The following is a 20,068-nucleotide window of genomic DNA, read 5'->3' on the forward strand; positions in this document are numbered from 1 at the left end:
TTAGACTTTTGTAACAGCTACGTCGATGCGCCGGTTTTTTTGACGCCCCGCGTCTGAGTCATTACTGGCAATTGGTTTGGTGGAGCCGAAGCCCTGCGTCGTTATCCGGTCCGACTGGACACCAGCCGCCGTCAGGGCTGATTTCACGGCGCTGGCCCGGTCGAGAGAAAGAGTGCGGTTGGCATCGGCACTGCCGGTATTGTCGGTGTGGCCCTCCACGCGGATATTCAGGCCGGGATAGGCTTTCATGATTTCGATCAGGTCATTAACGTTGGGCTGCGACTGCGCCGTGATGCGGGCCGAATTGGTCTCGAACGTCAGGTTGTCGAAGGTAAACGTACGCTCCGGATTTTTGGGTTTGCTGCCTAAGAACCGGGCTAACTGTGCGTTGAACGAATTTTCGGTCAGGCTCAACTTGCGACCACCGGGCAGTTCGACCTGCGTCCGAACGGTTGGGGCGTCGGTTTGAGAACCCGTTTCAGAACGGCTCGTTTGCGACGAATCGCGGATGCCAAGTGCTCCCGGCGCGGTGGAATCGGCCACCTGACCATTGGCGTCCCGGATGCTCTGTTTCGTAGCGGCTGACGTGTCTTCTACCTCATTGGATTCAACGCGGGCGGTCGAATCAGTGCTGATTCCATCGTTACTGTTCTGATTTTCGCTGCATTTTTGAACGATCAGGGCTGCCACCAGTATGCCCATCGCGACCATGGCCCAGCGAAGCCACCGTACGTTTTCCTGCCGACGGTCGCCCTCGGCGCTTTTCGGAATATTGGGATTAATGATGGTGCCGCTAAAATTGTCGGCTCCCTGCACTTCGGTTTGCGGCCCGGCGGGCGTTTGCAGATCGTCAAAACCCAGCAGGTTTCCAACCCCATCCAGACCACCCGGCACGGCATTCCGGAACTCGGTGGCCTGCCCCAGCAGCAACGTTGATAAATTGTGGGCCGTCAGGCCGTTTTCCTGTTGCTGTCGCCCCAGCACACCCATCAGGACTGACCCCGCTAACCCCAGAATCGTCAGAGTCGACTGCGGTTTTGTTCCGCTGTACGCACCAATCAATTCCGTCGTACCGGAGAGTTTATCCCCAAAAACTTCCCCTAAAAAACCACGTCCGGCTGTGACGGTATCAACCGTTTGCTGGTGTTCATCGACCACCTGGCTAACATCGAGTGGTGTGCTGCTATAATCCCCTTTCTCCAGCAGACCAATTATCGACGACGCCCCGCCCGATGCCTGAACCCGCCGGGTCAAACCGCCCAACAAGGTGGGCAGCGACCCATTAACAGCTTTGAGTGTGTTGACAGGCGATTCGTTCAGTTCCCGACTAAGCAGGTCGATAACACCAGGGGTAAACTGTTCTTTCAGGAGCGTTAATAGATGAACGGCCATGTTTGCTACGTTGGTTGATAGGCTGTTAACCCAGCCATCCGGGGGAATGTTATACCTAAGTTAGAAAGTTGTAAAGAAGAGAGTCGTGAAGTCGTAACGGGGCCGTCGGTGCGGTCGTAAGTGGCTGACGCGAGAGCAGAACTTACGTCAGCCACTTACGACCGCACCGACGGCCCCGTTCTTCGACCGCTCGGGCGGCCCGTTACGACTTTACGACTCTCTTCTTTACAGTTGCGGAATCCGCAGCACCTGGTTTGGGTAAATCAGGTCGGGATCTTTCAGCATCGGCTTGTTAGCTTCAAAGATGACGCCATACTTGGCCGGATCACCGTACACTTCCTGCGAAATTTTCGACAGGGAGTCCCCCGATTTCACGGTGTAATATTTACCTTCCGCAGCGGGTTCTGCCACGTCTAATTGATTGTCTACGGCTTCAACGCCTTCTACGTTACCAACGGCGAGGGCAATTTTCTCGGCGTCCTCCTGCGACTTCACCGAACCAATCAACGTAACCGTGTCTCCTTTAGTTTTAACAGTCAGACTGTTATAAGCTAAGCCAAGCTGTTTTACGTGATCGAGTAATGCCTGCGCCCGAACGGGTTCTACCTTCTCGGCCTGCGCCGGATCGGCTGGTGCAGCTACCTGATCCTTGTTGAAAATCTTTTCGCCAACACCCTTGAAAAATGATAAAAGGCCCATTGATTTAGTATAGTTTTAGTGAAACTTGAGATAACTAATTGGCAGGTACGCCAACCTTTTCACCTTAAACAACCCGCTGCTGGTGTGAATGTTTAGGGTTATTTCAATCGAGCAACCCTACTATTTAGTCCATACAAACCAACTTCTTCCGCACAAACGGGTTATTTATACGTTCTTGCAGGTACCCGTTTAGGATAAACTTCTTCACGTATCATTCAATTCAGCATGCACTTTTCTGTACGATTTCGGTGGGGGCTACTACTGACGACGCTCGTTGGTATAGCGGCCTGCACCAACGCCGACGTTGACCCCAACGCAGCCACGGGCACGCTCTCGAAAGGCGATGCCGATTTTGCCAAATATGTCGCCGTTGGCAACTCGCTGACGGCCGGTTTTGCCGATGCTGGCCTGTACCGCGATGGTCAGCTCAATTCGTATCCCAACATTCTGGCTGGACAGTTCAGGACCGTTGGCGGGGGCGATTTTGTGCAACCGCTGTTTACGGAAGCACAGGCCGCCGGTTCGGGGTACGCTAAACTAATCCGCGTACCGAATCCAGCTAATCCAATCAGCCTTATCACCTCCATTGCACAGGTACCAGCGGGTGCCGGTCGGGGCGGCACAACCGACAACGGTACGCCACTGTTAACGAAGTTTACGACTGCTAATCAGAACCTCGGCGTGCCGGGCATTCGGGTGGCTGACTTATTAACGGTTGGTTACGGCTCTACGCAGGGAAACCCGTATTTCGAGCGCTTACTGGCTAATCCAGGAATGACGTATTTCCAGTATGCCAGCGACAACCTCAACGGCGCTACGTTTTTCTCGTGCTGGCTGGGCAATAACGACGTGCTTCAGTATGCGACTACGGGGGGTGCCATCTCACCAACGCCAACCGCGATTTTTACGACCAATTTCACCGCCATTATGAATAAGTTGGCCGAAGGGGGGAGAAAAGGGGTCGTCGTTGGTATTCCCAACATTACAGCCTCACCTTATTTCACGACCGTGACGGTACCACTTGCCGTGGCGCAAATCAACTTATTGGTGAATCCGGTACCGGTCGCCACGGCGCTGGTCATCCAGACAACCACCGGTGTTCGGCCCACGCAGCCGGGCGATTTGCTGATGTTGCCAAACGCGCTGGAGTATGCGAAAATTGGTACAGTTACGGCCGGTAATCAAAGGGGCCTCTACGGGTTAAGCACGGTTAATCCACTCCCAACGCAGTACGTGCTGGATGCGGGCGAAGTAGCTACGCTGAATGCAAAAATTGCGGAGTTCAACGGAGTTATGAAAGCCCAGGCCGAGGCAAGAGGAGCTGCTTACGTTGATCCAAACGGAATTCTCGGCCAGATCACCTCGGCTGCGGGTCTGGTGCAGAACGGCATTACCTACACGGGCAGCTACATACAGGGGGGCGTTTATAGCCTCGATGGCCTGCACCTGACGCCCGCCGGATACGCCCTGATGGCCAACGAAATTATCAAAAGCATCAACGCTAAATACAACTCAACCGTCCCACCCGTTAATCCCGGCAACTACCGTCGCGTCCTGTTGCAGCAATAATCACGCATGAAAATCAGTCAACTTTCCTTAGCCGCGCTGCTCCTGATGAGCGCGACGCCCGCTATGGCTCAAACGTCCACTCCCGCTGCCGGTCTTGAGTTCGGTATTAGAGGGGGAGCGACGTTTACGCACGGCTTCACTAAAATTCCGACGCAGCAGGTTGGCACGTTGGGTGTTGAAGTGCCCGCGCTTACCAACAAGAGCAACGGAATTGGCTTTGGGTATTCGGGAGGTTTGTGGGCGCGTAAAAACGTTGGTACGTTCTTTATCCAAGCCGAGGTGACCTACAACCGATTTGTGCTAAAGCAAAAGACCGATGTCACTTTAGACGTGAATGCCAATCCGATTATTGCCAACGCGCTGCCCGTGAGCGTGTTGCCGGGTCTCATCAACGCGTCGCTCAACATTACTTCGGAGTCGGTGCTGGAAGCCATCGACGTACCCATTCTGTTTGGCAAACGGTTCATGGGTGGGCGGGTGCGAGCCTACGCGGGCCCCAACTTCATATTTGTTCAAAAAGCCGAAGCAAAGCGCGTCACTGCCGGGCAACTCAATGGCAATTCAACGATTGGCTTCCCCGAAACACCCATCCCCGCATCGAACGGCGTTACGAATCTGCGCAACAAGTTCGAAGCCGGGATTCTCGAAGTAAGCGATTTCACCTACGCGCTGGAGGTGGGGGCGGGTTTCTCACCGGTCAAGTCCTTAGACGTCGACATTCGGTATGCGGTGCCGGTTGGGGGTGTCTACAACGACAATAACATCACCGGCTTTCTGGGCATTGCCACCGTTTCGCTGGCATACAAAATCTTCTGATCCTGTATGCCTCGGCCGCTGCCAGAAAATACCACCTTAGTCTGGCTGCGCGACAAGCGTAAATTTGAGGCCTGTCGGTTTAAGTCGATAGCGCACCATGCGCGTCCCGCCGGTTGGCCCGGTGTTAGCGTCGCCAGACTGGTAAATAGGATACTTGCGGCACAGAATGTCGCGCTCAATCCACAGGCTGTCGTGCCCCATATAGCCACTATCCTTAGGCAGTGTCCAGCCAGCGAGCGTAATATCTGCTTTGCGTTCGAGCAGAAATTGCCACGCGTGTACCCGCCCAAATGAGCCACTGCCGTCACTGGTACAATAGACGTATAATTCGGGAAAACCATTGTTGTCCAGATCAGCAACCTCAGCATTAACAACGGCCCCATCGACCCGGACCCCAAACTTGGTCAGCAGCAGCAAACCCCGGTACGCGTTTATAGTCAGGTCACGAACAGCCCCGGTGTCGGCACCGCTAATCGTGAAGGTGTACACGTTGTAACGCAGCGATTTACTGTACAATCCGTGGGTAAGCGTAAGCGAGTTCGTTATGGGACGTGACCACACGGGCACATTTCCACCGGCATAGTCGGGCAGGTTACCTCGCAGCGAGAGCAACCCAAACGCACCCATGAACACGCAGCACACGCTGATTCTCATCGAATTATCGGAATACTGATTTGACTAACGACGGCAAGCCGAAAATAGTTAATTCAACATTAATAGCGGATTACACTTGGCTCCCCAAAATGACCAATGATGGTAACGGAGCATTACAGAGCGCTCTGGCCTTTTTTCGTCTGACGGGGCACAAAACTGGCTCCTGTTAACCTGCCGGAAGAAGCTATTTTTGCGTCGTTAACACCCGTATTCGCTCCTTTGAAAACGTTACTCGTCATAGCCGGTCCAACGGCCGTTGGGAAAACTAAACTTTGCGTTCGTCTGGCAACGCGGCTGCAAACGGACGTCGTCTCGGCCGACTCGCGGCAACTGTACCGCGAACTGAACATTGGTACGGCCAAACCCACACCCGACGAGATGGCCGGTGTACCGCATCACTTCATCAACTCGCACAGCATACAGGACCCCGTTAACGCCGGGCGCTACGAACGAGAGTGCTTAGCCGTGCTGACAACATTATTTGAGCAACATGATGTCGTTATTTTATCGGGCGGAACGGGCCTGTACATCAACGCCGTTTGCAAGGGTCTTGACGACCTGCCGCCGGTGGACCCGGCGCTGCGGCAGCAGCTACTGACCCGCTTGAATCAGAACGGTCTGGCGTCGCTACAAACCGAGTTGCGCCGGTTGGACCCGGTTTACGCCCAAACGGCCGATTTGCAAAATCCCATTCGGGTGACGCGGGCGCTGGAGGTGTGCCTGACGTCGGGAGAGCCGTATTCATCGTTTCGCCGGGCACAACCGGCCGAGCGTCCTTTCCGGTCGGTGCTGATTGCACTCGACCGCCCGCGCGACGAACTCTACGCCCGCATCGACGCCCGCATGGATGCCATGCTATCGGCTGGTTTGATCGATGAAGTGCGCTCGCTCCTACCCTTCCGGCAGTTGCCCGCCCTGCAAACAGTTGGTTATCAGGAAGTATTTCCCTACCTCAACAGCGAATATGACTATGACGAGATGGTTCGTCTGCTCAAACGCAACTCGCGTCGGTACGCCAAGCGCCAACTAACGTGGTTTCGTAACCAGAGCAATTACCGATGGTTTGGGGCGGAGGATGAAAACTTAACTGAACGGATAACAAGAGAGTGTACAATGAGTAATTAGGTGCCATAAGAGCCATTATTCATTACACATTACTCATTGTACATTCTTTACTCCCTACAGTTTCCGGTAGGCCAACATGCCGCCGGTAACGTTGCGGACGTTGTTAAAGCCATTCTGCTCCAAAACGGTTTGGGCCATTGCGCTGCGGCTACCCGAACGACAGTGCACGATTACTTCTTCGTCCTGCAAACCGTCGAGTTCATCTAACCGGTAGGGCAAATCGCCGAGGGGAATCAGGGTGGCGCCGATGTTGTCGGCTTCGTATTCGTTCGGTTCGCGAACGTCGATCAGGTTGAGCGTTTCACCTTTGTCGATGCGCTCTTTTAGTTCCTGTACGGTAATATCCATATCAGTTGGTTGGTCAGTGATAGATAATCAATTTCTGCACGACTGCCCGGTCACCTTCAGTAAGCCGGAGTAGATACATGCCGTCGGGCAAATGACTCACGTCGGCCGTTTGCTGCCCGCGTCCGGGTTCGATTGAATACAGCAGCCGCCCGCCAACGCTCATCACGTCTAAACGGGTCAGGCGCGAATCCCACTGAATCAGCCCTGTTGTGGGGTTCGGATAAGCATGCAGCGGGGTCAATGGTTTAGGTTCGGGTGTTGCCGTAATGATACTCGAAGCGGTGCCACCCATCACGGGCCGGAGCATAAACGCGCCCTGGATGTTCAACGCAGCCGAACCCTGATTTTGCTCCCAATTACTGCCGCCATTGTAAAAAATCTGCTGGCCAAACGGACTGTTCCGGTCTAACCCCAACCTCAGAAACGTCGTGTCGCTGGTGCTGATCTGCTGGTAACCCACGTAAAACGTATCGCTCACCGCAACGCCCCGGTCGAATTTGAAGTCGACAAAGCCGTTGCGAAACGGGCCGTACTGCGTGGCAAACGATTTCTGATAAATGGCCGTTCCGGGGCGGCCGTTGCTGTTGCTGAACACACTCAGCACAAACGGCTGACCAAGCTGGTTGGTACGAAACGGCACGATAACGGCCCGGACACCCGAAATAACATCGGGCTTGTTCAGGATGTAGCGCACGGCTACCCGCTCGCGCGGCCCAATCTGTAGGCCAAACTCCCACGTACCATCGTCATAAGCGTAATAGTCGTCCAGCACAGCTTGGGTCGAAATCGTATCGTTTCGGCGGAGGTTCACCCCCGGAATCGACGGGTTCTGGTCGTCGGTCGTGAGCAGATCGACTTTGTAGCGCAGCACCGCCCGCGTCGCCGTACCAAAATCAGTAACGGGCGCCGGTCGGATGCGCTTCCGCTGCGAACTCAACGACGGAATCAGGGTCGTGTTTGTCTGCGGATCGTCCTGCACAACGCGCCCCGACACCTCATCACGTATGGTGAAACGGAAGGTGGTGAAGTTGAAATTATCGAACAGATTGTTGATGTCCGTTGTGACGGAGTCGGCCGTTTCGGCGGCTGGATTGACGACGTACTGCGTCAGGGGCATGGCGGTGTAGCGTTTCAGCAATGGGCTGAGGGGCTGCCGCACGGCTACGTCTTTCACAAACCGGTCGTTTCGGGAGCGGCCGCGGTTGAGGTACACGTAGTCAATGTTCCAGGTGTCGAACGGGCCCGACTCGCGCCCGTAGGCCCGGAACCGAAACGCAAACGTACCGTGCAGATAAGCGGCCGAAATGACCGGAATAAACGCCTGCACGAAGTTGTTATTGACCACCCCACCCTCCATTCGCCAAACGGTTTGCCAGGTGCCGGTGCGGTCCTGAAACTGCACCGTCAGCGAGTCCCCAACGTCGGGCGATTCGCCCAGTCCCCGGCTTTGCCAGTAAAAACTCAGGTAAACCGAATCGGCCGCTGCCAGACCCGCGAGGTTGATTGGCAGCGATGCCAGCGTGTCGGTGTAGCCCTGCGCAAACTGGTTATTACGCACGTAAGGCAAGCCGTTGGCAGCCAGCCCATCGAACGATGCCATCCCGACCGTGGGGTGACTGATGGACATCGTATTGTTCAGGTACACGCCACTGCCGGGTTGCCAGCGGGCGGGATCGGGCCGGGCAGTGCCGGGCGACTGTGTAATGGTCGAAAAGTCATCGAAGAACGGCAGACCAAGCGATGTTTGGGCCAGAGTGGGCCAGGCAAAGCAACAGCAAAGACAGAGTGCCATCCCGGCCAGGAAGCGTCTGGCCCCGTTTATAGTCGACCGATCAGGTAAAGCAAGTGTCATTTAGTATCCCGCCCCGGCGGGACGCGCTGTTTATCAATCCGGATCAACCGGTCCTACTACCCACAAATCCATTGTTTCGCCCACCCGAATTCGTTCGCCCGACCGCGCTTCGGGCCGTTGCCGAACGACCGTACCAACCTCTTTTTCGGGATCATCAACGGGAATTCGGGTGCCTATCTTCAGGTTGGAGCCACGAATTGCCGCTTCAGCCTCATCAATTTGCAATCCTACAACGTCGGGAATGTCGAACATCGTATTTCCTAAGCCATCGCCAATTTCGAGGTCAATTTTAGCCCCTTTCGGTACGGACGTTCCGGCCGCAATTTCCTTGCCATTGTACAACTGACGGAGAACGGCGTTTTTGGCTACGTCCGGCACGTAATCTTTATCGCCCACGTCCAGCCCCAGCGACCTCAAGTTCAGTTCGGCACTGCGGAAAGTCAGGCTAACGAGCTGGGGCATCGCCACCATGGGGGCCACCCGCCGGGTAATGGTGATGTAAATTTTGCGCCCTTCTTTCACCTTCATATTGGCCCGTGGGTACTGCTGAATGACGGTGAGCGGCTGCGCTCCGGCCACAAACGTGCAGTCGCTGACTTCGTAGCGCAGATTCCGGTCGTCCAGAATGTTTTGCAGTTCGTCGAGACTCAGGCGCGTTACGTCCGGTACGGTGATAGTCTGGCCGTGGTTGGTGGTGAAGGGCAGGTAAACGAAGAAAAACGCCAGAAACAGCGCAGTCACTAAGGCCAGAATAAGGCCGACGTGAATCAGCAGGTCAGGAAAGGATCGGGTGCTGATTTTAGCCATTCAACAATAGAAAAAGGTGTAGGAAGTAAGGGGTAGAGGTGTAAAGGAGAGGCTACTTACCCCTTATTCCTATTACTCCTTTGACCTCACTTCCACAAAAGTAGCAGAATCCGCAACTGCTTACCGGTATCCCGCCAGCATTTTTTTGAGGTACTTTCCCACGATGTCGAATTCCAGATTCACCGTGTCACCCGGCTTGAGATTACGAAAATTGGTGTGTTCGTAGGTGTATGGAATGATCGTGACCCGGAACCGGTCGGGTTGTGAGTTAAAAACGGTTAAACTGACCCCGTTGATACAAATGGACCCTTTCTCAACCGTCACATTATCGGATTCGTCAGCGTACTCAAAATCAAAGAGCCAGCTTCCGTCCACGTCCTGCACCGCCGTACACACGCCCGTCTGATCGACGTGCCCCTGCACGATATGGCCATCGAAGCGGCCGTTGGCGGGCATGCAACGTTCGAGGTTGATGCGGTCACCACGCTGAATCCGGCCGAGGTTCGTCTTTTTGAGCGTCTCGTCAACGGCCGTCACGGTGTAGCTGTCATTGGCAACACTCGTCACGGTCAGGCAAACACCATTGTGGCTGACGCTCTGGTCAATTTTCAATTCAGCCGCCAGTACCGATTCAATGCGGAAGGTCAGGTTGGTGCCTGCCGGTTCAATTGCCGACACAAGGCCGGTCGTTTCAATAATTCCAGTGAACATGAGTACAGTTAGTGAGTTGGTCAGTCGGTCAGTTAGTGAGTTGATGCGTCAGCACTAACTGACCGACTGACTACCATAAACAGCGAACTGCCAAATGGGGTTCGGGGAAGCAGTTTTTGTTCGGCCCGGACGACGCGATAGAGTGTTTCGTTGAGCCAGACGGGGGGCATGTAGACGTCCGAGTGAGCCTCGTCCGGCTTGTGCCAACCCGTTCGTAACTGCCAGTTCTGCCACTGCCGCATGAGCAGAATTAGGGGCGCCAGCGCCAGACTCCAGTATGTGGCAACCTGAACTGAAAGCCCTGCCGGTGCCAAAAGCTGTTTGAGGTCGGACAGCACAAACCGGCGCGTACTACCCACGGCCAAATCATGCTGTCCCCGAAACACGGCAAATGCGTTGTTATTACTAATCAAAACGCCCGTTGGTTTGAGTCGTTGGGCAAACTGATTCGCCAAACGCGTTAAATTGGCGTCGTTAAAGTAACAAAACACATCATTGCAGACGATAGCGTCGTACTGCATTTGTGGGGCATAATCAGCGAATTTATCCAGATTTACCAACGTAACGGGCAAGTCACGTTCCTGACAGAAGGCGACCGCATCGGCCGAGCCATCAATACCGTGCAGGTCCGTGTAGCCCCGTTGGCGCAGGAAGTTCAGCAGGCCACCCGTACCACAGCCTGCGTCCAGAATCCGGACGTCCCGACGATTACCAAAGTGTTGCTGCAAAGCCGCTTCGACCCGCTCATGCAGGATGCGGTACCACCACAATTGCCCTTCGAGCCGGAACATTTTTTCGTACTCATCGAAACGACCAATCATAAACGCTTTCCTTTTTCCACATACGGTGGCAAACCACTGTGCGCCATAAATAATTTACCGAGGTACTCGCCCAGCACGCCCAGAAACAGCAATTGCAAACCCAGTCCCGTTCCGATGGCCCACAACACCAGCCCCCAGCCCGGCACGACGAACGCCCTCACCAGCCCGCCAATCAGCAAACCCAGCCCAGCCAGCAGCCCTACGGCAAACAGACAAGCGCCCACTACCGTAAAAACCCGGATCGGCCAGAGCGAATAGCCGATGAATACGTTCAGGAACAGGGCAATGAGTTTGCGGAGCGTATAGTTCGACCGGCCTTCGGTGCGGGCGTTGTGGGGCACTTCCACGCTGCCAATGTTGCGCGTAACCCGAAAAATCAGCCCGTCGATGTACGGATACGGCCCGGTGTACCGGGTAATTTCGTCCACTACGTCGCGCTGGATGAGTTTGAAGCTCGATAAATATAACGTGCGTGGTTTACCGAGCGAATAGGTCGTCAGCGCGTTGACGAGCCAACTGCCCCCATTGCGAAACCAGTGATGCCTTTTGGCGGCATACCGGCTGTAGACTACGTCGAATTGCCCGGTTTCGGCCGTTTCCAGCAGGGTCAGAATTGACTCGGGCGGGTTCTGAAAATCGTCGTCGATGATCACCACGTAGTCTGCCTGCGTGTGCGAGAGACCACATAGCACGGCGTTGAACTCGCCGAAATTTCGGCGTAGCGATATGAACTGAACACTAGCGTGTGCATCAGCTAACCGCTGGCAAACCTGCTCCGACCGGTCCCTGCTCCCGTCGTTAACGAGCAGGATCTCAAACGACCGGCCACGCAGACACACCTGTAGCCGCTCCACCAGCGGACCGATGGTCTGCTCGCTGTTGTAAACCGGTATGACGACGGAGAGTTGCATGGTAGGGCAGTCAGTCAGTTGATGAGTCGTATTGATTTATCACGTCAATGATATACGTCACCTCGTCATCGGTCAGCGTTGGGTTGAGTGGCAGGCTAACGACTTCGCGGTGCAACTGCTCCGAAATGGGTAATGACAAATGCGCATACGGAGCATAGGCCCGCTGGTGATGGGGTGAGATTGGGTAATGAACGTCCGTACTGATACCCCGTTCGCGCAGGTACGCCCGAAAGGCATTGCGCCGGGGGTGCCTCACGACGAACAAGTGCCAGACATCCTGATCGGTCTGATCGGCCGGGGGCAAGCTTATAGCGGGGTTTGTGATGCCAGTTAAGTACAGCCGCGCCAGCGCACGGCGTCGGTTATTTTCAGCATCTAACCACGGTAATTTGGCCGACAGAATGGCCGCCTGCAATTCGTCCAGACGGCTGTTGTGCCCGACATAGTCATTGATGTACTTCTGGGCTGACCCGTAATTTCGCAAGGCCCGAAGCCGGTCGGCAAGCGCATCGTCGTTTGTCGTAATAGCACCGGCATCGCCCAATGCACCTAAATTCTTGCTGGGATAAAAACTCCACCCGGCCGCGTTGCCCAGATTGCCCGCCCAATGGCCGCCATGCAACGCGCCATGCGCCTGAGCGGCATCTTCCAGCACCATCAGGTTATGGCGCTGCGCCACCGTGTTGATGGCAACCATGTCGCAGCATCGACCGTAGAGGTGAACGGGCAGAATAGCCTTCGTACGAGTGCTTATGGCGGCTTCGATGCGGGTGGAGTCGAGCAGGTAGGTGCGGGGGTCAGGCTCAACAAAAACGGGTACCAACCCAGCCCGTGTCACGCTCAGCACCGACGCGATGTAGGTATTCGAGGGAACGATAACTTCGCTGCCGGGCGCAAACGTCCAGGCGTTCAGCACCAGCGTCAGCGCGTCCAGCCCGTTGGCGACACCAATGCAGTGACGGGTTCCACAATACCGGGCAAACGCCTGCTCAAACGCCACGCCCTCCTGCCCTAAGATGTACCAGCCCGATTGTAAAACCCGCTCCGTTGCCGCCCGAATGCCCTCCTGATGGGTGTCGTTGATGCGCTTCAGGTCCAGAAAGGGGATCATTCCGAGTCGGCCATCACCGATACGTCGGACCGCGATACGTCGGGCCGCTGATGCCGGGAATACGGTTCGTAGATGTAGTCGTGTTTGTCGTATAACTCGTTCGAGACGACCAGCAGGATGGCATCCTCCGAGAATTTATCCATCGTATGCCAGTCTTCAGGTTCCAACACTAAACACTGTCGTGGACTGGACAATTGAAACGTTTCTTCTTTCTGGCCGTTATCGCTGTAGACCCGGCAACTGCCACTCAGGCAGATCAGCGCGTTCCAGGCCTGGTAGTGCCGATGGCCCGCTCTGGGGTTCGACCCAGCCTGATAAATGTAGAAAATTCGCTGTATAGTACCGGGGATGATGTTTTCAAAAACGGTCAGACTGCCTTTGTCCGATGAAAACGTTTCTAATTCGTACAGTTTCGCCATTTGGTCGGGTGGGGGTTACTTTAACAGGCTGACAGTTCGGTGTTAACCGGCCAAATATAGTGTAAATCAATTAATTGGCTAAACCGCTTAGTGAGACCTCACCCCGTAATGAGTGATAGCTCATCGGTTTCGCGCGTCTTTTTCACACCGTTTTTTTAGACAACGCTCTTGGTTTGGACGGTTGCAAGTTAATTTTATGCTTATGTTAAGAAATAAATTTTTACTGGGCGGTCTGCTTCTGCTGGTGTTGTTTTTGCTTTATTACGCCTTCTTCGATGGGGGAAATACGACCTCGACGGATGGTTTGAGTGCGGTGGCTAACCCGGAAACGTACCGCCAGGAGGTCGATTCTGCCCGCAGCAAAAAAGACCGCTTCTTTCGCACCAGCGCCGAATCACCCCTGCCCAACAAAGCCGACTTCGCGGGTCTTCGCTACTTCAGACCCGATCTCTCCTATCGGGTCACCGCCCGGCTCGAACCCTTCGCCGACAAAACCCAGAAGCTCGTTGTTCGCATGAGCGACGGCAGCGAAGAGGTGTATGATAAATTTGCCCACGCGGTTTTTGAACTGAGCGGAGAAGCCTGCCGATTACTGATTGTTAAATTGGGCGACACCTACTCGATCCTATTCCGCGACCCAACGTCGGGCAAAGAAACGTACGGTGGTGGCCGCTACCTCGAACTCGAACTGGCGGATATGGTAGACAACCGCGCCGTTCTCGATTTCAACAAAGCGTACAATCCCTACTGCGCCTACAATCCCAATTACGCCTGTCCCCTGCCCCCCGCCGAAAACACCCTCCCCGTAGCCATCAAAGCAGGAGAACGCTACACGGATACCCACGACTGAACGGGGCCGCCCGTGCGGGCATAGGCTGATAGCTGTGAGCTGAAGACGGCTATCAGCCCGTATGTATCAGTATCAGCCCACGATTTCAATCGTGGGTTACTGGTACAGGCAGGCTTTCCCATATCTTTGTAGCATTTATTCGTTATGCGGCCGTATGGAAGTTTCTTATAAATGGTTACAGGAGTTCATTGAGTTACCCGAATCGCCCGAAGAAGTTGGCAAATTACTGACCGGAACGGGTTTGGAAGTTGAACACATAGAAAAGATTAGCCCATCGGGCGAGCCAGTTGCAGCGGACGGACTGGAGGGTGTCGTTATCGGCGAAGTTTTAACGTGCACCAAACACCCCGACGCCGACAAACTAAGCCTGACCACGGTTGATGCTGGCACCGGGCAGCCATTGTCCATTGTTTGCGGAGCACCCAACGTGGCCGCCGGGCAGAAAGTAGTGATAGCGCTCGTAGGGGCCACCCTGCACCCTACTTCGGGAGAAAGCTTTGTTATCAAGAAGGCCAAAATTCGTGGGGCAGCGTCCGAAGGCATGATCTGTGCCGAAGACGAGATCGGGCTGGGCACCTCCCATGACGGGATTATGGTACTCACAACTGACCTTCCCAACGGCACCCCGGCCGCTCAGTATTTCAACCGCGAATCGGACTACCGCATCAGCATTGGCCTGACGCCCAACCGCATCGACGCGGCCTCGCACCTCGGTGTCGCCCGCGATTTGCAGGCGGTGCTGAACCGGCCAAGGCGGCATTTGGGGGCGACAACCAAAGAATTTGCCGTTGACAACCACGACCTGACGCCCGACGTACGGGTGGAGGATCCTGAGGCCTGCCCATTTTACTCTGGCCTGACCCTGAGCGGTCTGACGGTTGGCGAGTCGCCCGACTGGCTGAAACAACGGCTGCTGAGTATCGGCCTAAAACCGATCAATAACATCGTGGACGTTACCAACTTCGTTTGCCACGACCTCGGCCAGCCGCTCCACGCGTTCGATGCCGACAAAATCACGGGCCGTGGCGACGGACCGAATCAAGTCATCGTTAAGACCCTGCCCGAAGGAACGCCCTTTGTGACGCTCGACGGCGTGGCCCGTAAGTTGACGGCAACGGACCTGATGATTTGCGATGCCGAAAAGCCGATGTGTATTGCGGGAGTATTTGGCGGGCAAAACTCCGGCGTAACGGCGCAGACAACGCGCATTTTTCTGGAATCGGCCTACTTCTCGCCGATGTCCGTCCGTAAAACGGCGCAGCACCACGGCCTAAAAACCGACGCGTCGTTCCGGTTCGAGCGCGGCACCGATCCCAGAATGCCGATTCCGGCACTGATGCGAGCGGCCATGCTTATTAAAGAAGTAGCCGGGGGCGTCATTAGCTCCGAGAGAATAGCAGTTGAGTCGGACGCTTACCAATCCATCAGCGATTTTTTCCGGGTGCCGGTCCGCTACCGGAACATCGACCGGCTGATTGGCATTAAAATAGACCGGCAGGAGATTCACGCTATTCTGGATCGGCTGGACATTTTGTCTGCCAGCGCCCAGAGCGAAGGCCATGACATTAATGATGAAGTCGGTTTTATTGCCTTAGTGCCGCCTTACCGGGTCGACGTGACGCGCGAAGCCGACGTGATCGAAGAAATTCTTAGGATTTACGGCTTAGACAACGTACCTCTTTCGGCAGTTCTGGCGGCCGACTCGCTCTCGGAGTTTCCAAAAATTGACCCCGACCAGTGGCAAAGCCGCGTGGGGCAGCTTATGGCGGCTACTGGTTTCCACGAAATTCTGACGCTCTCGCTCACCCGACCGGCCTACCACAATGCCATCCGGACCAGCCTGCCCGGTGCCGACGTTACGCTGCTCAACCCGCTCAGCGATGAACTGTCGGTGATGCGGCAGACGCTGCTGTTCTCCAGTTTAGAAACGCTGGTGTATAACCTGAACCGACGGCAAAAAGACCTCAAGCTGTTTGAATTTGGCAATGTTTACCATAAGGCAGTTCGTGAAAACGGCACCACGAAGTACGTTGAGCGGATGCGGCTGAGTATGACCATTTCGGGCGATCAACAAGCCGAAAGCTGGTTACAGAAAAGCCAGCCAATTGGGTACCACGATTTGGCAGCGGCCGTTCAGCGCGTACTGAATTTGTTTCGGGTCAAGGCGTTTGAGACGCAGCCCGCCGACACTACTTTGTTTCAGTACGGCCTCACATACGTGGTTAGTAAAAAACCATTAGTCAGCTTGGGCCTGGTAAAAACAACGCTCACGAAGTTAGTCGATTTGAAGCAACCGGTTTTTTACGCCGATTTCGACTGGGCTACGCTAATGAAGGCAGCGGGCGGCAAAGTTCGGTATGAGGAAGTCTCCCGCTTTCCGGATGTTCGTCGCGATCTGTCGCTGGTATTAGAGCAGGGAATCACGTTTGAGCAGATTAATCGGCTGGCCCACCAAACAGAACGAAAGTTACTACGTTCGGTTAACACCTTCGATGTGTACGAGGGTGAGCAGCTTGGGGCGGGTAAGAAATCCTATTCGGTGAGTTTCACCCTTCAGGACCCAACCCAGACGCTGAACGACGCCACCATCGACAAAACCATGCAACGCCTGATGGCTGCTTTTGAACGGGAATTAGGCGCGGTAATTCGAAAGTAGTACACAGCTATCCGGCATCCGTACCTGAATTGATTGCAATTGCTTTTTCACTGAGTTACTGCCAAAAAACCATTCGCTACCGTGATTAATGAAAACGAGCTTTTCGGTGCTTTTCAACAACTTGAACGAAAAATCAAGGCACTAAGAAGCACATCTGAAAGCAACAGAAAGCGCGTTGAGGAGTTGCAGAATGTGAATAAAGAACTGCGTCAAAAAAACAGGACGTTGGAAGTTCAGTTGAAAGAGTTGGAGAAAAAACAGAGCGATTCAGAAAAAATGGCGGCAAAGTCGAAAGATTTTGTTAAGATTGTAAGTAACAATCTGTCTGGCACAGATGCGAATGCCGAATTAAAACAACAACTCGACGAATACATTCGGGAACTGGAACGGTGTATTGCTCATTTGAGTAGTTTGTCATAAAACCCAAATAGGCTCCGGGATTAAAATCCTGCCTGAGCCGACCGTAGTGATGGAAGAACTGCCTATTCGCGTAAAGATTGCTGACCGGCACTACAAACTATTTGTGGAACCGGAGTCAGAAGCCATCGTGCGTGAAGCCGTTAAACTGATTCAGGGAGAATTTGATCGGTTCAAGGGTATGGGCAATAGCGACACACAGGAGGCTTTAGCCAAGGTTGCCTTTACTTGCTTAGTAGCGAAGCTCCAAGCAGACCGACAGGTACAGCGATTACAACAGATGGTGTTTGACAAAATAACTCAGTTAGACCAGGTCGTCACGCCGGTCAGTACGACATAAACAAACGGCGGGGCGCTCACCCCACAATACCCCGAGTTGTGTTCTTAAGCACTCGTATCGAGGCAGGTTGATGATTTATTTGTTCAACCTTAACGATATAGTCCAATGGACACTCAAGTTTGGTACCTTATTCTTGCGGCCCTCGTTGGGGGCGGCATTGGCATACTAATTGGCCGTCAGATGATGGCGGGTGCTCGTGCTAAACACGATCAGGAAGCGGAAGAAAAAGCGGCTATGATTCTGAAAAATGCAGAGTTACAGGCTGAAACCATCAAGAAAAATCGCATTCTGGAAGCTAAAGAAGAATCCTTAAAATTAAAAACGGAATTTGAAGAGGCAACCGGCCAAAAACGAAACGCCCTCCTTCAAAATGAGAGTAAGCTTAAACAGCGCGAACAGCAACTGAATTTACAGGCTGACCAGCAGAAGGTCCGTGAAAACGAACTGAATCAACTGAAAAACGAGATCGGGCAGCAAAAGAACGGTCTCGCCCAGCAAATCGACGCCCTCACCAAACGCAAAGAGGATGTTGACCGGCGGCAGCAAGATGCCGACCGAATGCTGGCCGAACAAGTGGCGCAGCTCGAAAAAATTGCGGGTCTCTCGGCCGACGAAGCGCGTGAGCAGCTCGTTGATAACCTCAAAGCCGAAGCCGAAACACGGGCTTCGTCCTACATCAAAAATATTATTGAAGAGTCTAAGCTGACAGCGACGAAAGAAGCGAAAAAGATCGTTATCGAAACCATTCAGCGGACAGCTACCGAACACGCCATCGAAAACTGTGTGTCGGTCTTTAACATCGAATCCGACGATGTAAAGGGTAAAGTGATCGGTCGTGAAGGCCGTAATATTCGGGCGCTCGAAGCCGCCACCGGGGTCGAAATCATCGTGGACGACACGCCTGAAGCCATTATCATTTCAGGCTTTGACCCCGTTCGACGCGAAATTGCCCGGCTGAGTTTGCACCGTCTGGTGCAGGATGGCCGCATTCACCCGGCCCGCATTGAAGAGATTGTGGCCAAAACCCGCAAAAATATTGAGGATGAAATCGTTGAGATTGGCGAACGGACCGTTATCGACCTCGGCATTCACGGCCTGCATCCCGAACTCATTAAAATGATTGGACGGATGCGGTTCCGGTCGTCGTATGGTCAGAACCTGCTACAGCACTCCCGTGAGGTAGCCAAACTCTGCGCGACGATGGCCGCTGAACTGGGTCTGAATGCCAAGTTGGCCAAACGGGCCGGTCTGCTCCACGACATCGGCAAGGTATGGCCCGAAGAGGCCGAACTGCCCCACGCCATTCTGGGCATGGAACTGGCCAAGAAATATAAGGAAAATCCCGAAGTCATCAACGCCATTGGTGCTCACCACGACGAAATTGAGATGACCAGCATGATCTCGCCCATTGTGCAGGTCTGCGATGCAGTGTCGGGGTCACGGCCGGGTGCCCGTCGCGAAATGATGGAGTCATACATCCGGCGGCTGAAAGAACTCGAAGAACTGGCGGGCAGTTTTCCCGGCGTAACGAAGTGCTACGCCATTCAGGCCGGTCGCGAACTACGCATTATGGTCGACGCCGATCACGTATCAGACGACCGGGCGGGCACGCTCTCCTACGAAATTTCACAAAAAATTGAGAAAGAAATGCAGTACCCCGGCCAAATCAAAGTGACCGTGATTCGGGAAATGCGGGCCGTGGCTTACGCGAAGTAGTTTGTAATGGATAATGCACAATGGATAATGGGACAGTTTCGCCCTTACTCATTGTGCATTATCCATTCGGGGCCGCCCGCGCGGTTCGTTATACATTTAACTCACTATGGATTTTCTAACGACGGTTTTACTTCTCCTCGTCGGTGCGGGCGGGGGCGTGGCATTGGCCAATACACTGCGCAAGCGTTCTGGCCTAACCGACGTTCGGCGCGACTCGGTTATCCTACTGGAGCGTATTGAAAAAGTGTTCAAGGTTGTGATGGCAGAGGGCTATTTTTCGGAGATCTATAACTATCAGGATCAGAAAAAAATCCTGTATGTCCTCAACGATCCTAAAAAGGCGATGGTCATCGCCAAATCGAAAGTGCTGGTAGGGTTCGACTTTGCCAAAGTGCGCTTCCGGGCACCGTCAACCGGCGAGAAAACGCTTATTATCGAAGCGTTCCCGGAGCCAGAAGTGCTGTCTATCGACACCGATTACAAATTCTACGATATTCAGGCAGGGTATCTCAACCATTTCAGCGGGGAAGACTACACCCAAATTCTTGACGAAGCCAAGCAGGCGATGAACGAGCGGGCCATGCAGAGTGATCTGCCCAAAATCGCTAACAATCAGATTCAATACATGATGTATCAATTGGCCAGTTCGATGGGCTGGCAACTGCAACTGCCCGAAGCCGAACAGCGGCAGTTGGACGCCTTGAAGGCCAAAGCGGAGAACGAAAGCGAATTACCAAAACTACTACGCTCCGGCAATGTGGATGAGTAGTGATTGACGAGTTTATGATGAAGTTTCCTACCCACACGCGAATGATCTGGTTAAGCCGTTATTGAGTAGGGGTCACTACGGGCAA

At 54.1% G+C, this 20,068-nt stretch carries 20 protein-coding genes; 9 read left to right on the plus strand and 11 right to left on the minus strand.

Going from position 1 to position 20,068, the window contains the following annotated elements; translation table 11 throughout:
• Together ACYVHB_RS23895 and lysM are read right to left on the minus strand one after the other, a co-directional pair.
• Positions 1 to 1,392, minus strand: a complete 1,392-nt coding sequence (locus ACYVHB_RS23895) for an OmpA family protein (RefSeq protein ID WP_461054329.1) — start codon at positions 1,390 to 1,392, stop codon at positions 1 to 3.
• Positions 1,393 to 1,617: 225 nt separating this feature from the next.
• Positions 1,618 to 2,091: a peptidoglycan-binding protein LysM gene (lysM, locus tag ACYVHB_RS23900; protein ID WP_461054330.1), complete on the minus strand. Its 474-nt coding sequence runs from the start codon at positions 2,089 to 2,091 to the stop codon at positions 1,618 to 1,620.
• 225 nt (positions 2,092 to 2,316) lie between these two features.
• On the opposite strand from lysM, the gene ACYVHB_RS23905 reads away from it, so the two are divergent.
• Together ACYVHB_RS23905 and ACYVHB_RS23910 are read left to right on the plus strand one after the other, a co-directional pair.
• Positions 2,317 to 3,660 carry an SGNH/GDSL hydrolase family protein gene (locus ACYVHB_RS23905; RefSeq protein ID WP_461054331.1) on the plus strand — a complete coding sequence of 448 codons (1,344 nt, stop codon included), beginning with the start codon at positions 2,317 to 2,319 and terminating at the stop codon, positions 3,658 to 3,660.
• Positions 3,661 to 3,666: 6 nt separating this feature from the next.
• Positions 3,667 to 4,476, plus strand: a complete 810-nt coding sequence (locus ACYVHB_RS23910; RefSeq protein ID WP_461054332.1) for an outer membrane beta-barrel protein — start codon at positions 3,667 to 3,669, stop codon at positions 4,474 to 4,476.
• Positions 4,477 to 4,512: 36 nt separating this feature from the next.
• Here the strand turns inward: ACYVHB_RS23910 and ACYVHB_RS23915 are convergent, their stop codons facing one another.
• Positions 4,513 to 5,130, minus strand: coding sequence for a hypothetical protein (locus ACYVHB_RS23915; protein WP_461054333.1), 618 nt, complete (start codon positions 5,128 to 5,130; stop codon positions 4,513 to 4,515).
• A 219-nt stretch (positions 5,131 to 5,349) separates the two neighbouring features.
• Here ACYVHB_RS23915 and miaA point away from each other — a divergent pair, with 219 nt between their 5' ends.
• A complete protein-coding gene (gene miaA / locus ACYVHB_RS23920) occupies positions 5,350 to 6,255 on the plus strand; it encodes a tRNA (adenosine(37)-N6)-dimethylallyltransferase MiaA (RefSeq protein ID WP_461054334.1) in 906 nt (301 codons plus the stop codon).
• A 54-nt stretch (positions 6,256 to 6,309) separates the two neighbouring features.
• Here miaA and ACYVHB_RS23925 read toward each other — a convergent pair whose 3' ends face one another.
• The 8 genes from ACYVHB_RS23925 to ACYVHB_RS23960 form a co-directional block, all read right to left on the minus strand.
• Complete coding sequence (locus tag ACYVHB_RS23925) at positions 6,310 to 6,603, minus strand: rhodanese-like domain-containing protein (protein WP_461054335.1); 294 nt, start codon at positions 6,601 to 6,603, stop codon at positions 6,310 to 6,312.
• A 13-nt stretch (positions 6,604 to 6,616) separates the two neighbouring features.
• Positions 6,617 to 8,455 carry a T9SS type A sorting domain-containing protein gene (locus ACYVHB_RS23930; protein ID WP_461054336.1) on the minus strand — a complete coding sequence of 613 codons (1,839 nt, stop codon included), beginning with the start codon at positions 8,453 to 8,455 and terminating at the stop codon, positions 6,617 to 6,619.
• Positions 8,456 to 8,488: 33 nt separating this feature from the next.
• Positions 8,489 to 9,262 carry a PASTA domain-containing protein gene (locus tag ACYVHB_RS23935; RefSeq protein WP_461054337.1) on the minus strand — a complete coding sequence of 258 codons (774 nt, stop codon included), beginning with the start codon at positions 9,260 to 9,262 and terminating at the stop codon, positions 8,489 to 8,491.
• Between the two features lie 120 nt (positions 9,263 to 9,382).
• Positions 9,383 to 9,973 (minus strand): riboflavin synthase, encoded by a 591-nt coding sequence (locus tag ACYVHB_RS23940; RefSeq protein ID WP_461054338.1) that lies wholly within the window; start codon positions 9,971 to 9,973, stop codon positions 9,383 to 9,385.
• 32 nt (positions 9,974 to 10,005) lie between these two features.
• Positions 10,006 to 10,794 carry a class I SAM-dependent DNA methyltransferase gene (locus ACYVHB_RS23945; RefSeq protein ID WP_461054339.1) on the minus strand — a complete coding sequence of 263 codons (789 nt, stop codon included), beginning with the start codon at positions 10,792 to 10,794 and terminating at the stop codon, positions 10,006 to 10,008.
• Positions 10,791 to 11,705 (minus strand): glycosyltransferase family 2 protein, encoded by a 915-nt coding sequence (locus ACYVHB_RS23950; RefSeq protein WP_461054340.1) that lies wholly within the window; start codon positions 11,703 to 11,705, stop codon positions 10,791 to 10,793. Before ACYVHB_RS23950 ends, ACYVHB_RS23945 begins: the two co-directional genes overlap by 4 nt.
• A 10-nt stretch (positions 11,706 to 11,715) precedes the next feature.
• Complete coding sequence (locus ACYVHB_RS23955; RefSeq protein ID WP_461054341.1) at positions 11,716 to 12,816, minus strand: DegT/DnrJ/EryC1/StrS family aminotransferase; 1,101 nt, start codon at positions 12,814 to 12,816, stop codon at positions 11,716 to 11,718.
• Positions 12,813 to 13,235 carry a sugar 3,4-ketoisomerase gene (locus ACYVHB_RS23960; protein ID WP_461054342.1) on the minus strand — a complete coding sequence of 141 codons (423 nt, stop codon included), beginning with the start codon at positions 13,233 to 13,235 and terminating at the stop codon, positions 12,813 to 12,815. Before ACYVHB_RS23960 ends, ACYVHB_RS23955 begins: the two co-directional genes overlap by 4 nt.
• A 202-nt stretch (positions 13,236 to 13,437) precedes the next feature.
• Between ACYVHB_RS23960 and ACYVHB_RS23965 the strand changes: the two genes are divergently transcribed.
• From ACYVHB_RS23965 to ACYVHB_RS23990, 6 genes are all read left to right on the plus strand, one after another.
• Positions 13,438 to 14,085, plus strand: coding sequence for a DUF1684 domain-containing protein (locus ACYVHB_RS23965; protein WP_461054343.1), 648 nt, complete (start codon positions 13,438 to 13,440; stop codon positions 14,083 to 14,085).
• Between the two features lie 154 nt (positions 14,086 to 14,239).
• Entirely contained in the window at positions 14,240 to 16,741 is a 2,502-nt protein-coding gene (gene pheT, locus ACYVHB_RS23970; protein WP_461054344.1) for a phenylalanine--tRNA ligase subunit beta, read from the plus strand.
• Between the two features lie 81 nt (positions 16,742 to 16,822).
• Entirely contained in the window at positions 16,823 to 17,161 is a 339-nt protein-coding gene (locus ACYVHB_RS23975) for a hypothetical protein (protein WP_461054345.1), read from the plus strand.
• Between the two features lie 49 nt (positions 17,162 to 17,210).
• The gene (locus tag ACYVHB_RS23980; RefSeq protein ID WP_461054346.1) at positions 17,211 to 17,498 is read left to right on the plus strand and encodes a cell division protein ZapA; all 288 of its coding nucleotides are present in this window, start codon (positions 17,211 to 17,213) and stop codon (positions 17,496 to 17,498) included.
• A gap of 105 nt (positions 17,499 to 17,603) precedes the next feature.
• Positions 17,604 to 19,214 carry a ribonuclease Y gene (gene rny, locus ACYVHB_RS23985; RefSeq protein ID WP_461054347.1) on the plus strand — a complete coding sequence of 537 codons (1,611 nt, stop codon included), beginning with the start codon at positions 17,604 to 17,606 and terminating at the stop codon, positions 19,212 to 19,214.
• Between the two features lie 106 nt (positions 19,215 to 19,320).
• Positions 19,321 to 19,983: a DUF4230 domain-containing protein gene (locus ACYVHB_RS23990; RefSeq protein ID WP_461054348.1), complete on the plus strand. Its 663-nt coding sequence runs from the start codon at positions 19,321 to 19,323 to the stop codon at positions 19,981 to 19,983.
• Positions 19,984 to 20,068: the final 85 nt, after the last annotated feature.

The sequence above is a fragment of the Spirosoma arcticum genome (genome assembly GCF_054779955.1).

Excerpts from the sequence above, each read along its gene's own strand:
- ACYVHB_RS23895 (WP_461054329.1), bottom strand. The coding sequence starts at position 1,392 with ATGGCCGTTCATCTATTAACGCTCCTGAAAGAACAGTTTACCCCTGGT.
- lysM (WP_461054330.1), bottom strand. The coding sequence starts at position 2,091 with ATGGGCCTTTTATCATTTTTCAAGGGTGTTGGCGAAAAGATTTTCAAC.
- ACYVHB_RS23905 (WP_461054331.1), top strand. The coding sequence starts at position 2,317 with ATGCACTTTTCTGTACGATTTCGGTGGGGGCTACTACTGACGACGCTC.
- ACYVHB_RS23910 (WP_461054332.1), top strand. The coding sequence starts at position 3,667 with ATGAAAATCAGTCAACTTTCCTTAGCCGCGCTGCTCCTGATGAGCGCG.
- ACYVHB_RS23915 (WP_461054333.1), bottom strand. The coding sequence starts at position 5,130 with ATGAGAATCAGCGTGTGCTGCGTGTTCATGGGTGCGTTTGGGTTGCTC.
- ACYVHB_RS23925 (WP_461054335.1), bottom strand. The coding sequence starts at position 6,603 with ATGGATATTACCGTACAGGAACTAAAAGAGCGCATCGACAAAGGTGAA.
- ACYVHB_RS23930 (WP_461054336.1), bottom strand. The coding sequence starts at position 8,455 with ATGACACTTGCTTTACCTGATCGGTCGACTATAAACGGGGCCAGACGC.
- ACYVHB_RS23935 (WP_461054337.1), bottom strand. The coding sequence starts at position 9,262 with ATGGCTAAAATCAGCACCCGATCCTTTCCTGACCTGCTGATTCACGTC.
- ACYVHB_RS23940 (WP_461054338.1), bottom strand. The coding sequence starts at position 9,973 with ATGTTCACTGGAATTATTGAAACGACCGGCCTTGTGTCGGCAATTGAA.
- ACYVHB_RS23945 (WP_461054339.1), bottom strand. The coding sequence starts at position 10,794 with ATGATTGGTCGTTTCGATGAGTACGAAAAAATGTTCCGGCTCGAAGGG.
- ACYVHB_RS23950 (WP_461054340.1), bottom strand. The coding sequence starts at position 11,705 with ATGCAACTCTCCGTCGTCATACCGGTTTACAACAGCGAGCAGACCATC.
- ACYVHB_RS23955 (WP_461054341.1), bottom strand. The coding sequence starts at position 12,816 with ATGATCCCCTTTCTGGACCTGAAGCGCATCAACGACACCCATCAGGAG.
- ACYVHB_RS23960 (WP_461054342.1), bottom strand. The coding sequence starts at position 13,235 with ATGGCGAAACTGTACGAATTAGAAACGTTTTCATCGGACAAAGGCAGT.
- ACYVHB_RS23965 (WP_461054343.1), top strand. The coding sequence starts at position 13,438 with ATGTTAAGAAATAAATTTTTACTGGGCGGTCTGCTTCTGCTGGTGTTG.
- pheT (WP_461054344.1), top strand. The coding sequence starts at position 14,240 with ATGGAAGTTTCTTATAAATGGTTACAGGAGTTCATTGAGTTACCCGAA.
- ACYVHB_RS23980 (WP_461054346.1), top strand. The coding sequence starts at position 17,211 with ATGGAAGAACTGCCTATTCGCGTAAAGATTGCTGACCGGCACTACAAA.
- rny (WP_461054347.1), top strand. The coding sequence starts at position 17,604 with ATGGACACTCAAGTTTGGTACCTTATTCTTGCGGCCCTCGTTGGGGGC.
- ACYVHB_RS23990 (WP_461054348.1), top strand. The coding sequence starts at position 19,321 with ATGGATTTTCTAACGACGGTTTTACTTCTCCTCGTCGGTGCGGGCGGG.